The sequence below is a fragment of the Pseudoalteromonas sp. SWXJZ94C genome, assembly GCF_015864385.1.
GTDB lineage: Bacteria > Pseudomonadota > Gammaproteobacteria > Enterobacterales > Alteromonadaceae > Pseudoalteromonas.
Genome location: NZ_JADYXF010000047.1, coordinates 1 through 13,592 on the forward strand (window position 1 = coordinate 1; position 13,592 = coordinate 13,592).

Genomic DNA, 13,592 nt, shown 5'->3' on the forward strand with positions numbered 1-13,592 from the left:
AACGTTTTTTAGCGAATTCAATTATACCTCATCCTCATGCTGTTTGTTTTTTATACCGCAAAGATCAACACGCCCTAGTTTAATGCGAGCTTTGATATCACGCGTAAACATTCAACAATCGATTGTACCCAGATAGAAACCCGTCTATGGTTTGTTTATCAAGATAAATAAACCAGCTAATTTACAGATTCGTTATATCTCACGGAGGTTTTATCGCTCTATGAAAAAATTAACCAGACATCCACTCTAAATTTTGCACTTTTCACACTGCATAGAGGCTAGCCTCTATGCAGTGTGAAAAGTAAGCAGGATGTTTTATGGCAATTGCAAGGAAGCGTCAAATAAGTTTGGTTGATACAAGGTACTACCACTGTATATTACGTTGTGTACGCCGTGCATTTTTATGTGGCGAAGACCGTTTTACAGGCAAGTCTTACGAGCATTGTAGAGGCTAGGTTGAAGGCAAAATGCTTGAGAAAATAACAGTGACACCCATCATATTTTTTGCAGTTTAGTGAACTAAGTACTAGGCTTTTATCAGTGTGAAAAATAAGCAGGGTGTCTTATGGCAATTGCAAGAAAGCGCCAAGTAAGTTTGGTTGATACAAAGTACTACCATTGCATATCACGTTGCGTACGCCGTGCATTTTTATGTGGGGAAGACCACTTTACAGGTCAATCCTACGAGCATCGTAGAGGCTGGGTTGAAGACAAACTGCTTGAGTTAGCCAAGGTATTTTGTATTGACGTCTGTGCTTATGCTGTCATGAGCAATCATACGCACTTAGTGTTGTATGTTGATGACAAAAAAGCGAATCGGCTGAATGATAAAGCGATTGTTATTCGCTGGCACAAGCTGTGTAAAGGCACTGTACTTACGCAAAAATACATACAGGGTGAAAAGCTAAGTAAAGCTGAACTTATCTTTTTTAATCAAACAGTAAAACAATACCGCGAGCGCCTATCAAGTATTAGCTGGTTTATGCGGTTGTTAAATGAAAACATTGCTCGCAGAGCAAATAAAGAAGATAACTGCACTGGCCGTTTTTGGGAGGGACGATTTACGTCTCAAGCATTATTAGATGAAGCAGCCCTTGCGGCCTGCATGGCGTATGTCGATTTAAACCCCATTAGAGCCAAAATGGCTAACACCCCAGAAGAGTCAAACCATACCAGCATCAAACAGCGTTTAACGTATGCAAAGGATGGCAAGCAATCAAAATAACTACTGCGCTTTGCAGGCATGCCACGTCAAATTATGCCAAAAGGGCTGCCGTTTGAGCTTAAATCGTACCTTGAACTTGTTGAGCTAACAGGGCGTTGTATACGAGAAGACAAACGTGGTTATATTGAAAGTACACACTTACCCTTACTCGAAAGAGTTAATATCTCCCCAGAAAACTGGTTAAAACTCACCACACAATTTACGCGTGTATTTCATGGTGCAGTCGGCAGGCCAGCATCACAAGAAGGTTATTGTGAAAACTTAAAGCGAAAGCGGCGAGCGAATATCAGTAACTGCGAAAAGCTACTGGCATAAAACTTAAGCTACTCAGTAAAACTATTCAGTAATAAATCACAACTGCATTATGCAGTCATTTTCATGCGTGTAATTTAGGTTTAACAGTGATAATTGCTTACTTAATGTGTAACGCGCGAGTAAAGATATAAAAAGATGTGAACTCTTAGCCCAAAAAAGTAAATTTAGTGGCGCGCTAGATTAGTTTACAATTGGAGTGGCTGTCTAGTTTAATGGTCTAGTTTACAATTGGAGTGGCTGTCTAGTTTAATGGTCTGTTCATAATATAGAAAAGCTGCAAAACACGATGCATTAAGAAGGGTAAGCCCTCTTACTCTAAATAAAAGCCACTCAAACACCCGTAATCCCTTCCAAAACGCCAATTAAAACAATATCAAACACTTCTATATTCTGCGTAAAAATACAGTAATCAATTGAACCAAAATAGGAACTCAGCTATGGTTTGTTTATCAATAAAAACAAATTTAAAAACGAGTTAATCTACAGGCTCGTTAAGTTACTGGAGTATTCATCTCATATGGAAGTCAATTGCAATCAATGTAAAAGAAAAATAGATGCTGAAAATATCAATGTATCTAAAGATACTGCTTATTGTTTGAGTTGTGAAAGCCTCATATCGCTTTCTTCTTTATTAGAGACATCAGCTAGTAAAAAGTTTGATACGACACAAAGTATTGACGGGGTAAAAGTGGATGAGCATGGGGGCAATTGGTCAATTAATGCCTCAAATAGAGGTCTTATAGCATTATTTCTTGTTCCTTTCACCTTTGTTTGGGTAGGTAGTTCACTTTCTGGTATTTATGGTACCCAATTAGCAAATGGTGAATTTGACCTTCAAAAATCATTGTTTGGCTTACCCTTTTTAATAGGAAGCGTTGTTCTAATAAGTTTTACGCTAATGAGTGTATTTGGCAGAACGAATGTGAGCTGTGAAAATGGTAAAACTCTTGTCTTTATTGGTATCGGATCTATCGGTTGGTATCGAAGATTTGAATGGAAAAACATCGAAAGAATCACAGAGAGTTATTCACGTCAAAAAAAACACTTGTCTTTAGAGGGAAGTAAAAGGGTAAATTTAGGGTGGGGCTTAAGTAGTGAGAAACTTTACTATATGTCTAACTATCTTAAAACTAAATTAAAAAAATAACTTAACAAACGCATTAAATCTGACGTTACACATTGTCCGATTTTTTTGTTAAAAAGAAAATGACGCAAAAAAGCGTCCAACATGCTCCGCAGCTTATGCGGGCGTTGTGGCTGTAGAATTACTCATTTTTGAGAAAAAAAGCCTATTTTATGGGTTCCAAATGCATTACCTAATGCTTTAAAAACGCTTAGAGTTAATTACAGGAACTCGTTTATAATTGAATTTGGCTGTTGGAGTTATTCTACAACCTCGTGATGTACCTTAGGAGAGTATGGTGATTCCTGATGAACCTCTGGAATTTAGAGAATTATGCGAGAAAGTAGGCTTAGCACTTATCATGGGACAAAAAGTACAATATTCCCTTGTATATTTTTACTCTGTCTATCATCAAGTTAACTCTGGTTGGAGTAAAGATAAAAGCAAAGAAAAAGCAAATTTTTACTTATCTAAGGCAATGGGTAATATTGTTAATGCAATTAAAAAAGACGATTGCTTAGATCAGAAACTTTTTGAACAAGTAATTCAGTTTAAAAAAGATAGAAATTGGCTTGCGCATGACTTTGATGAGGAGTCTACGCGTTTTCTAGCCGTAAATGAACGTTTTCAACATTATATTGATGTAATGGATAATATTACTCAGCAAGCACTTCTACTTATTAAAAACTTAGATCAAGTTGGAAAAGCAATGGTGCCAACAGGTACATAACAAATAAATCAGCAAGGACTAAAAGTGGGGGCTGTTCGCTTCGCTCCTTTTATCTCAAATTTTTAGTCCGCTTATTGCGGCGTTGAGGCTGAAAGGAATTAGGATGACACCCATCCTAATGAAAGGAATTAGGATGACACCCATCCTAATTATTACGAAAAAAGCCAACAAAAACAGCATGAAGAGTGCATTATTATAAATAATGAATCACCCAAAAAGCTGAGCTATGTAGACAAAATGAAAGTAAAAATAGACAGCCCCATAGGTCGACGACAGCTGTTTATTAAAGAATGGTAAACGGCTCGACTGTATCGAACCGGCTTTCCTTTAAATAAAACAATTAGAGTGGCTGTCTAGTTTAATGATACGGTGAATAAAGGCATGAATAAATTGACCTTACAAGGTCAAATGAAAGTGAATGGCAATAATTAGGATGACACCCATCCTAATTATTACGAAAAAGGTCAATAAAAACAGTATGAAAGTGCATTATTATAAATAATGAATCATGCAAAAAGCTGAACTATGTAGATAAAATGAAAGCAAAAATAGACAGCCCCATAGGTCGACGACAGCTGTTTATTAAAGAATGGTAAACGGCTCGACTGTATCGAACCGGCTTTCCTTTAAATAAAACAATTAGAGTGGCTGTCTAGTTTAATGATACGGTGAATAAAGGCATGAATAAATTGACCTTACAAGGTCAAATGAAAGTGAATGCCTTCACTTTATTGTGCAGCAACTGTATTGCCTTGTTCATAATATAGAAAAGCTGCAAAACACGATGCATTGATGAGGGAAAGCCCTTTTAACCTAAATAAAAGCCACTCAACCACTCGTAATCCCGTCCAAAACGCCAATTTAAACAACACTAAACACTTCTTTATATGCTGCGTAAAAATACAGTAATCGATTGAACCAAAATAGGAACTCAGCTATGGTTTGTTTATCAATAAAAATAAATAAAAAACGAGTTAATCTACAGGCTCGTTAGCTTTTAATCCTAAATCAAGGAGAGTCAGATGAAAATAAAAAGCAGTGAGCTTCCTAAACAAATATTGGATCGCGTGATTAACCCAGATCCTTTAGAGGGAGAAGATATCATTATCGAAGATGATAATGGAAAGGTTTTAGGAGTTATATTACAACCTGAAGCATATGAATTCTTTTTAAAGAAAATAGAGGAAAAAGAAGATGAGATGGATTCATTTTTAAATGAAAAATATGATCCAGATTCACCATCACTTGAAGACCTAATGGGAGAGTAAAATGCTACAAAAATAAATAAAAAAACGAGTTAATCTACAGGCTCGTTAGGTCATTAGCGAGGAGTTGAGCTTTTGTATTTGAATCAAGAAGAGAAAAAAGTTTCAAAACGTAGACATAAAAAAATGGGGGGGTTATTTTTGCATTTGGTCTTTATGTTTAAGCAAATCAACGCGTTGAGTTTTTAAGGCTAGAAAAATCATAAAAAATAGCACCCTCTCTATTAATCGCAGTATGTCCTAGCCCCTGGCCACAAAGTTTGTCTAACATTTCTGTTGCCCTTTCAATATTAACTCGACAGTGAGTCGCAATATCAAAGGGGGTTAGTTGATAGTTATTGCCTTTGATCATATTTAAAACTAAACGTTCAAAACGTTCATCTTGAATCGCCTTTAATGCTTTAGAAGCACGCTGGAATAAATACCATCCGAGCCCACCTAATAAACATGCAAGCGGTAAAAACAATAAACGGCTAAACGTTAACAGCACAAGTAATGCTGCTATCCCCATCAACATATAAGATAAAGACTGCATTTTTTTATGCTTATCTACTGCCGTTTTATTCTCTGCTTCAAAAGCTGCAATTTCTTGCTCTAATGAAATGGATGATAATGGTGCTTGAGGAGGGACATAACGTAATTTAGGGGGTGAAAATTGATAACGCTCTCCGATTTTCTCTAAACCAGTTGAAAAACCTTGCCCAACAGCTCGAATTGACCAACCTTTGTGATGACGATAAAAGTTTAACAACACCATCGTATTATAATTTTTATCAGTCGTTTCGCAGACATATTTTGCCATTTTTTGTTCAGTGTAGGTATTGCTCAAGCTCAACTCAATAAAGTCAGCACTATTAATACGCTTACTGCTAGCTCGTCTGGTCACTAAAATTTGAATTTTAGTGACATCTGATGGCAAGAGGTCAATATTAATCGAAATCTCCGAATCATCGAGTTTAACCCCCTCTCCACGTAATATTGTATTTTCGTGATATAAAAAATCTTTAATATTATTGACTTTATTATCACGATTGATGGCGACCACATTTAATGCTAAATCATCAATTTTAGGCACGACATTAAGTTTACAGGTGATCGCAGAGCAGTGATTAAAGTGCTCGCTTAGTGATAAGTTCTGACCTTTTTTTAATTCAACATTATCAATAAAACTATTATTTAATGGATGAGTCACCGTTTCTACTTCACTTTCTTCATGCTGAGGCATTGATGCAGCTTTTGAGTCTCCAGACGCAGCAGACTTAATAAAACGGATCCCTAACTGGGTTAAAGTCGTTAAATAACTGGTCTTCAAAGGTAAACTTTTATAGCCTAACTTCCACATGTTGTTATGTTTATAAAACTCAAAAAGCAACACACCTTTATGTGTCTCATTAAACGCTTGCACATCCATTTTGGCTAATCGCCCGAGGGATAAATCGTTAACTCTAATTTGAAAATGGCTCATCTGTTTTAAAGAATAATGACTGTTTTCAGGTAAAAAACCATAAAAAGCAATCCTATCAACCTTTGAAGCAAGTTGTGGAAACTGAATGGTAAAATGTCGTCCAGAATTATCTTGATTTACGGCATCAGGCTGTGTCCACTTTTTGGGATCAACAGGGGACTCTGCAAGCACAGCACCATTAGAGAAAGCGACGGCATGAATCGCCAAATTCAAGTCACTTTTCAAGCTACGCCATGCAAAATTAACTTCAACACAACCAATCTTTTCAATTAAGATGTTTTGACCAACCACTAATGCCATAAATCACTTCTTTCAATAAATAAATGAAACTCACACCCACTTGGCAGCTATTTGTTATTAACCTAAGTAGATGACAGATTTAATAAAATCGATACTAATTATTTGAATGTTTAACGCTTATAAGCACTTAACTATTTATCGCGACTACTGCACTATTGCTAACACAAAACTCACGACTGGAGACAGACCCCTTACCAATAAAAACAACTGCTAATATTTTAACAGTAATGGGGGTAAAAAATAATTTTTAAATGCTTAATTCTTGCCAAGTGGAATAATAGTGACACCATCCTATTTTTTGCTTACGCAAGAATACATACAGGGTGAAAAGCTAAGTAAAGCTGAACTTATCTTTTTTAATCAAAGAGTAAAACAATACCGCGCGCCTATCAAGTATTAGCTGGTTTATGCGGTTGTTAAATGAAAACATTGCTCGCAGAGCAAATAAAGAAGATAACTGCACGGGCCGTTTTTATTCGCTGCCATCCATGGCGCTCACCCTTCGGGCCGCCTAAGGCGTTCAAAGTTGTTCCATACAACTTTGTGGGAGGGACGATTTACGTCTCAAGCATTATTAGATGAAGCAGCCCTTTCGGCCTGCATGGCGTATGTCGATTTAAACCCCATTAGAGCGAAAATGGCTAACACCCCAGAGGAGTCAGACCATACCAGCATCAAACAGCGTTTAACGTATGCAAAGGATGGCAAGCAACCAAAACAACTACAGCGCTTTGCAGGCATGTCACGTCAAATTATGCCAAAAGGGCTGCCGTTTGAGCTTAAATCGTACCTTGGACTTGTTGAGTTAACAGGACGTTGTATACGAGAAGACAAACGCGGTTATATTGAAAGTACACACTTACCCTTACTCGAAAGAGTTAATATCTCTCCAGAAAACTGGTTAAAACTCACCACACAATTTACGCGTGTATTTCATGGCCCAGTAGGCAGGCCAAGTTCACAAGCAAGTTACTGTGAAAATTTAAACCGAAAGCGGCGAGCGAATATCAGTAACTGCGAAAAGCTACTGGCATAAAACTTAAACTACTCAGTAAAACTATTCAGTAACAAATCACAACTGCATTATGCAGTCATTTTCATGCGTGTAATTTAGGCTTAACAGTGATAATGGCTTATTTAATGTGTGACGCGCGAGTAAAGGTATAAAAAGAGGTTAATTCTTAGCCCAAAAAAGTAAATTTAGTGGCGCGCCAGATTAGTTTACAATTGGAGTGGCTGTCTAGTTTAAGATAGCTTAGTTTAATGTATACCTTGCATAAGTTACCATCAATACTGCAAGAATTAAAAATACGAAACCCACATTGTGATATTGAATTTAATAATGAAAAATCACATAGGGACATAATTTCATAGGGATATAATATGATTTTAGCAATAGATGTCGATTATCAAGAAACATGCGCAACAGTTGCTGGTGTGTTGTTTGAGGGTTGGCAAGACAGTGAAGCTGCAAACGTAGTAGTAACTAACGTAAGTAATGTATGTGAATATGAAACAGGGGCTTTTTATAAAAGAGAGTTACCTTGTATTTTAAAGTTACTTAATGAGATTGAGTATAAGCCAAGTTGTATAGTGGTTGACGGTTACGTTTTTTTAGATGGTATAAGCCAACCTGGCTTAGGGAAGTATCTCTACGACGCATTAGATAAAGAAATACCCGTTATAGGTGTCGCAAAACGTTCTTTTGCAAAAATTTCTGATGAATTTGCACTATTACGTGGAGATAGTCAAAAAGCACTTTATATTACCGCAGCGGGTATAGATCAAGCATTAGCAAAGGAATATATAGCTAGCATGTATGGAAAGCATCGAAATCCTTCTTTGTTAAAAAAAGCTGATCAAGTTTGTCGAGGAATTGTTTAATATTTCTGGATGGTCGCAAAGAAAAACATGTTTATTATAAAATTGATTAAATGACATTAGAGTCGTTTTTTCTTTTTTCCTATGGTTTTACTGTTGACTATTCTATGTAAATTACCAGTGCATCACCAACACATTTCGTAATCTACCAGATGCTTTTGGGGAAATATGAGATTGCGTTAATTCACCATTATCTAAATTAACGTTATAGAGTTCTTTAACGTCTTTTGCAACAAAGCTACGCGAAAGTGGAGTAGATGATTGGTTAGATGAGTAAAAATCAAGATCTGATACAGAAAGCCTTTTTTTAAATACTTAGGATTAATTTAAGGGTTCGCTTTTTAATTACTTTTGGTTGTGGAATTACTCTACAGCCTTTTTATCCCATTTGGAGTGCTTTAATGAGTTTTTCGGAATTTATCAATGATGAATATAAATATATTAATTGGATTCAGTCGAATCCAAATGGGTTTGTTATTAATACATCCAAAAGTAAGCGATTAGATTATCGAGTTCTTCACACCGCAGATTGCAGTTATGTAACAACACTTCAAGGAAATGCTCAAGAGGGTGGGTTTACTGAAAGAGGTTACATAAAAATTTGTTCTACTAATGTCGAGTCACTACGTGATTGGACAAAGCAGGAAGGCGAGAAAAATGGGTTGTTTACTCAAGAATGCGCTCGATGTAAACCATGGGAACATAATAGTTATAGCAAAGGAATTGCACAATTTGATGATTTACTTACTTTAAGTAATATTAAAGAATTATATGAAAAATATTTAGCCTTAGTTCGATTTGAAGTTCAAAAGTTGGGTGTAAAGCCAACTGAAGTAAGGCACCTTATTGGTCGTTTAGGTGAGTTTTATTGTGCACTCATAATTGACGGTTCTATCTCACATGTTGTAAACCAACATGGTTTTGATGTTCTCTCAAAAACAGGGAGAAGAATCAGTGTTAAAACTACATCACAAAAAACGGGTTTTGTTGCTATATCTGCTAACACACTCGAAAAGGTAGATGATCTTATGATACTTCAATATAAAAATGACGGCTTGCATGAAGTATATTTTGGAGATATTAATAAAGCAGTTTCTGCTGCAAGGTTTTATGCAAATATTAACAAATACGAATTAGATATTAGTAAGGCTAAAAAATTGCTATAAAAAAGAATAGGATCGCCCATTAGAAAGTTTCGACCAACTCGATTTTTTTGATATTAAAAAATGCGTAACAATTGGCTCAGCTCTTTCTTTTTGCCATTAGTTTTATTGTTAGTTTTTTTATGCAAATTAATTCGGCATTACCAACATTAGCTTTGCCTCTTTACCATCTGTTAATACCGCTACATTCCCCTTAGTTGTAACAAACACATCTCTTAATCTTCCTGCGGCCTCAGGAAATACGTGAGATTGCGTAAATTCACCATTTGCTAAATTAACGGCGTAGAGCTTTTTATCGACTAGCGTTGTGATAAGCACATGTTGTTGTAATGAAGGGAAGGCGGCGTGTTTAGAGCCGTAATACGCCATACCAGAAGGGGCGATTGAAGGCGTCCAATCAACGCTTGGCTTTTGCATGCCTTTATATTCGGTAAATGGTGAAATACGCGCTTGCGAATAATCTTTACCATAAGTGATTACAGGCCATCCGTAATTAGTGCCAGCGGTTAAGTAGTTTAGTTCGTCACCACCTGCAGGGCCGTGTTCGTGACTAACAATTTGCTGTGTATCGTAATCATAAATTAAGCCTTGAGGGTTACGATGACCAAGTGAGTAAACAGCATGTGCATTTGGGTTTTCGTGGTTAATAAATGGGTTATTTGTTGGAATGGTGCCATCTAAGTTTATACGTAATATTTTACCAAGTTGGCTGGTGATAACTTGTGCTTGCTCTCTAAAATCAAATCCATCACCTGTTGAAACTAATAAGGTGTTATCGGGTAATACAAGGGCGCGACCAGCGTAATGTTGCGGTGTATTTTTATCAGTCGCTACTTTATAAATAATGTTAGGCTTTGAAAAGCTATTGCCATTAAACGTGGTTTTGGCAACAACAAGCCTGTTTGCGTTAGCATCACCTTGGGCGTAGGTAAAAATAATTTCTTTGGAGTCGTTATAATCTGGAGATAACACAATGTCGAGCAAGCCACCTTGGCCTGCAACGTATAAACCGATCAGATCTAGTTTTACTCTTAATTGCGCATTGTTTTTAACGATAACTACGTGACCATCACGCTCTGTAATTAACCATGTGCCGTTTGGCAGTTCAACCATGCTCCACGGAGACTGCAATTGTGTTGCAAGTGTTTTTGTATTGTATTGCTCATTTGGTAACGCAGCGCCTGCATTAACAGAAAACGAAAAAAGCGAAAGCAAAGTAAAAAAAGAGATACATTGTTTACGGGGCAAGCCTTTGCTAGCATGGCTTGCATAAGAGAAAAGCTTTATTTTAAATTGAGATAACCATGTTGTTTTTAACACGTATATTGCCTTCATTTTTAGTTTCTTGGTTACTTACATTTTCACTTGCTAGCTTGTTTCATAGCCAATACGTTGTCAATCAATTAGTTAATGTAGGCGTTGTTGTTAGCTTAAGCGATCGGATTAATTTAACGCTTGATGATTGGGTTGGTTTATTACCCACCTATGGCGCTATTATTGCCGTAGCGCTTGCCATCGCTTTTTTAGTTACGGTACAGCTTAATAAAAAGGTTCAAAAATATAGTACTCAGCTATTTGTTATTGCTGGCATTATGGCGTTTGCTATTGTTTTAATTGCCATTGAATCAATTATGAATATTCATATTATAGCGGGCGCGCGAGGCTGGGGATTTTATGCGCAATTACTTGCAGGCGCCATGGGTGGTTTTGTTTTTGCTAAGTTAACTAAGGTCTTAAAAGCTAAATTAGTAAAAGAGCCTCAATCTACCTGATAAAGCTAAGTGGGGTTATATAAGCGGGTTTTTAAGATGTGATTAAAACTCACGATAGTAAGCTTTAATCACTGTTTTATAAATTTACGCCATAACGGCTTTAATTGCTTCTAAGCCTTTTTTTAGGGTATTTGCATCGGTAGCGTAGTTAATACGAATACACTCGTGCTTGTGCGCCCAGCTGTCGTCAATGCCGATAAAAAAGTTGTGACCTGGAATTACATACACGTCTTGCTCTTTAAGTTGTTGATACAGCGCTTCGCTTGTCATTTTTGCATCTTTAAACCACAGCCACATAAAAAATGCCCCTTCAACTTTGTGCAGGTAAACAGGCATATCGGCAAATACTTCATCAAACAACTCAATCGCTATGTGTGCTTTATTACGATAAAAAGGCAGTACAACATTACGGCACAGTGGGAGTAGTTCACCGTCGTCAATTAAACGTGTAACTAAGCTTGGTCCAATGCTGTTTGGCGATAAAACCATACTGCCATTTACACGTCCGATTGCTTTAATAATCTCATTGTTTGCAACCACAATACCGCTGCGTAAACCTGGTAAGCCAAGTTTTGAAAGCGACATACATAAAATAATGTTTGAGTTCCACGTTAGGTTTGCATCAGTGTAAATACAACCTGGGAAAGGGTCGCCGTACGCGTTATCTATAATGAGTGGAATGCCATATTGCTTAGCAAGTAAATCAAGGTGCTTTACTTCGTCGTCGGTAATTACGTTACCTGTTGGGTTGGTAGGGCGCGATACGCACAACGCGCTAATACTGCTGTCGTTAGCTAATATTTGCTCAACCGCTTTAAAATCAATAATGTATTTAAATTGTTTTGATGTACCGCCTGTATTTAAAATTTCGATATGAGGCTTTACTGCAACAAACATATCGGCTGATAAACCTTGGTCGGCATAACCTATATATTCTGGCGCGAGTGGAAATAAAATCTTTTTATGGCTGCCATCAGGCATGCTGCCTGCAAACATGTTAAACAATACAAAAAAGTTTGCTTGGCTGCCGTTGCCAAACGCTACATTATCGGCGCTAATATCCCATGCATATTCTTTACTTAATTGACCTGCTAATGCTGCTCTAAACTCGTCGTTACCGGTTGGACCATCGTAAAGTCCAAATACTTGCGATACCTTATTACTGGCAACAAGTTTTTGTAATTCACTTAAAAAAACCTCATTAACTTGCGGTACTAATGCGGGGTTACCGCCACCAAGCATAACAATATTGGGATTATTGCTGCTTTTAGCACTGCCTAAGTCTTCCATTAATTGGGTAATGCCGTTGGGTTGTGTAAATTTAGTGCCAAAGTTTGAGTAGTTCATAATGCATAGCGTTTGTTAATAATGGGGAAGGCAGTATAGCGTAAATAATAGGCTTAAATTCGATGATGAGAATAATTCAATGCCTAGCTTTATAGTTAACCTGAACTCTGGATAATAAATCTATCTCGAGCAGCTATTTTCAGCGCTAACTACGTTGAATTTACTTGCAATAGACCAGCTATTGACGCGCAAATTCGCCTTGTTTTCACTAAAAATCTCTGGCTCGAGAAAATAAATTTAAATATCACATGATTCAATGCATTAGTAAATCTTTTACCCAGAGTTCAGGTTAGTCAACTATAGAAATATAATTTCCTATAAAACAAAGGCTAAGTTAAGGTTTTTTAACGCCATATAAAAACTCTTCGCCGCAATCCATCCACAAATCATATTTAGCCATTACTTTGGTAAACATAGGAGCTTGCAAAAATTCGTTTAACCACGCGCGTACATGTGTGTATTCGCTTTGTAAGTACCAATGTTTGTTTACACGGGCAAACTGCCTAATAAACGGAAGTAGTGCATAGTCGGCTAGGCTTTTTTCATCGCTCATTAGGTATTTATGAGTAGTTAGCTTTGCTTCAAATTGTTTAATAAACTCTTCGCATGCTGTTTGGTAATAAAGGTGTGCCATATCTTTTGTGCGAGCATAAAACTTATACTTTTCGAGCACTGGCTTAAATTGTGTGTCGTTTAGCTTAATTAAATCAAGCATACGCGCAAGTGCTAACGGGTCGTGAGAGTGGAGTAAATTATGTGGGTCATTTTGTTTTAAAGCCCACAGCATAATGTCTAGGCTTTCATCTATTACTTGGTTGTTAGGTAATAATAAAACAGGCACCGTGCCTTTTGGCGATATTTGTAAAAGGTGCGGTGGTTTGTTTTTAGTTTTTATAGCGCGTAGTAATACTTGTTGCTCTGCCATTAAAATCCCCATTCTTGCACGCATTGCGTAAGGGCAGTGTTGTAATGAATATAATAATGGCAGTGTCATTTTAATGCTTAC

At 36.9% G+C, this 13,592-nt stretch carries 10 protein-coding genes and 3 pseudogenes; 9 read left to right on the forward strand and 4 right to left on the reverse strand.

What is annotated here, in order from left to right:
• Positions 1-317: 317 nt before the first annotated feature.
• The 5 genes and pseudogenes from I6F65_RS17525 to I6F65_RS17545 all read left to right on the forward strand — a co-directional run.
• Positions 318-452 (forward strand): annotated as a pseudogene (locus I6F65_RS17525) (transposase); the annotation flags it as partial.
• 113 nt (positions 453-565) lie between these two features.
• Positions 566-1,540: pseudogene (locus I6F65_RS17530) on the forward strand (transposase).
• 517 nt (positions 1,541-2,057) lie between these two features.
• Positions 2,058-2,687, forward strand: coding sequence for a hypothetical protein (locus I6F65_RS17535; RefSeq protein ID WP_197114161.1), 630 nt, complete (start codon positions 2,058-2,060; stop codon positions 2,685-2,687).
• A 271-nt stretch (positions 2,688-2,958) separates the two neighbouring features.
• Positions 2,959-3,393: a hypothetical protein gene (locus I6F65_RS17540; RefSeq protein ID WP_197114163.1), complete on the forward strand. Its 435-nt coding sequence runs from the start codon at positions 2,959-2,961 to the stop codon at positions 3,391-3,393.
• Between the two features lie 1,022 nt (positions 3,394-4,415).
• On the forward strand, positions 4,416-4,661 hold the full coding sequence (locus I6F65_RS17545; RefSeq protein ID WP_024612602.1) for a hypothetical protein: 246 nt from the start codon (positions 4,416-4,418) through the stop codon (positions 4,659-4,661).
• A 166-nt stretch (positions 4,662-4,827) separates the two neighbouring features.
• Here the strand turns inward: I6F65_RS17545 and I6F65_RS17550 are convergent, their stop codons facing one another.
• Positions 4,828-6,423 (reverse strand): TerD family protein, encoded by a 1,596-nt coding sequence (locus tag I6F65_RS17550; protein WP_166109310.1) that lies wholly within the window; start codon positions 6,421-6,423, stop codon positions 4,828-4,830.
• Between the two features lie 298 nt (positions 6,424-6,721).
• Between I6F65_RS17550 and I6F65_RS21855 the strand changes: the two are divergent.
• The 3 genes and pseudogenes from I6F65_RS21855 to I6F65_RS17565 form a co-directional block, all read left to right on the forward strand.
• Positions 6,722-7,459, forward strand: a pseudogene (locus I6F65_RS21855) (transposase); the annotation flags it as partial.
• Between the two features lie 347 nt (positions 7,460-7,806).
• Entirely contained in the window at positions 7,807-8,307 is a 501-nt protein-coding gene (locus I6F65_RS17560) for an endonuclease V (RefSeq protein ID WP_024612747.1), read from the forward strand.
• 398 nt (positions 8,308-8,705) lie between these two features.
• On the forward strand, positions 8,706-9,470 hold the full coding sequence (locus I6F65_RS17565) for a hypothetical protein (RefSeq protein WP_197114165.1): 765 nt from the start codon (positions 8,706-8,708) through the stop codon (positions 9,468-9,470).
• Between the two features lie 126 nt (positions 9,471-9,596).
• Here I6F65_RS17565 and I6F65_RS17570 read toward each other — a convergent pair whose 3' ends face one another.
• On the reverse strand, positions 9,597-10,787 hold the full coding sequence (locus I6F65_RS17570; RefSeq protein ID WP_197114167.1) for a PQQ-dependent sugar dehydrogenase: 1,191 nt from the start codon (positions 10,785-10,787) through the stop codon (positions 9,597-9,599).
• On the opposite strand from I6F65_RS17570, the gene I6F65_RS17575 reads away from it, so the two are divergent.
• Positions 10,772-11,239 (forward strand): hypothetical protein, encoded by a 468-nt coding sequence (locus tag I6F65_RS17575; protein WP_197114169.1) that lies wholly within the window; start codon positions 10,772-10,774, stop codon positions 11,237-11,239. The two genes, I6F65_RS17570 and I6F65_RS17575, sit on opposite strands and share 16 nt — an antisense overlap.
• Positions 11,240-11,323: 84 nt before the next feature.
• Here the strand turns inward: I6F65_RS17575 and I6F65_RS17580 are convergent, their stop codons facing one another.
• Both I6F65_RS17580 and I6F65_RS17585 read right to left on the reverse strand, forming a co-directional pair.
• Positions 11,324-12,586: a valine--pyruvate transaminase gene (locus I6F65_RS17580; RefSeq protein WP_197114170.1), complete on the reverse strand. Its 1,263-nt coding sequence runs from the start codon at positions 12,584-12,586 to the stop codon at positions 11,324-11,326.
• Positions 12,587-12,920: 334 nt separating this feature from the next.
• A complete protein-coding gene (locus I6F65_RS17585; RefSeq protein ID WP_166109315.1) occupies positions 12,921-13,580 on the reverse strand; it encodes a glutathione S-transferase in 660 nt (219 codons plus the stop codon).
• Positions 13,581-13,592 lie beyond the last annotated feature (12 nt).

Bases quoted from the DNA above. Each gene is read 5' to 3' on its own strand.
- I6F65_RS17535 (WP_197114161.1), top strand. From the start codon at position 2,058: ATGGAAGTCAATTGCAATCAATGTAAAAGAAAAATAGATGCTGAAAAT.
- I6F65_RS17540 (WP_197114163.1), top strand. From the start codon at position 2,959: ATGGTGATTCCTGATGAACCTCTGGAATTTAGAGAATTATGCGAGAAA.
- I6F65_RS17545 (WP_024612602.1), top strand. From the start codon at position 4,416: ATGAAAATAAAAAGCAGTGAGCTTCCTAAACAAATATTGGATCGCGTG.
- I6F65_RS17550 (WP_166109310.1), bottom strand. From the start codon at position 6,423: ATGGCATTAGTGGTTGGTCAAAACATCTTAATTGAAAAGATTGGTTGT.
- I6F65_RS17560 (WP_024612747.1), top strand. From the start codon at position 7,807: ATGATTTTAGCAATAGATGTCGATTATCAAGAAACATGCGCAACAGTT.
- I6F65_RS17565 (WP_197114165.1), top strand. From the start codon at position 8,706: ATGAGTTTTTCGGAATTTATCAATGATGAATATAAATATATTAATTGG.
- I6F65_RS17575 (WP_197114169.1), top strand. From the start codon at position 10,772: ATGTTGTTTTTAACACGTATATTGCCTTCATTTTTAGTTTCTTGGTTA.
- I6F65_RS17580 (WP_197114170.1), bottom strand. From the start codon at position 12,586: ATGAACTACTCAAACTTTGGCACTAAATTTACACAACCCAACGGCATT.
- I6F65_RS17585 (WP_166109315.1), bottom strand. From the start codon at position 13,580: ATGACACTGCCATTATTATATTCATTACAACACTGCCCTTACGCAATG.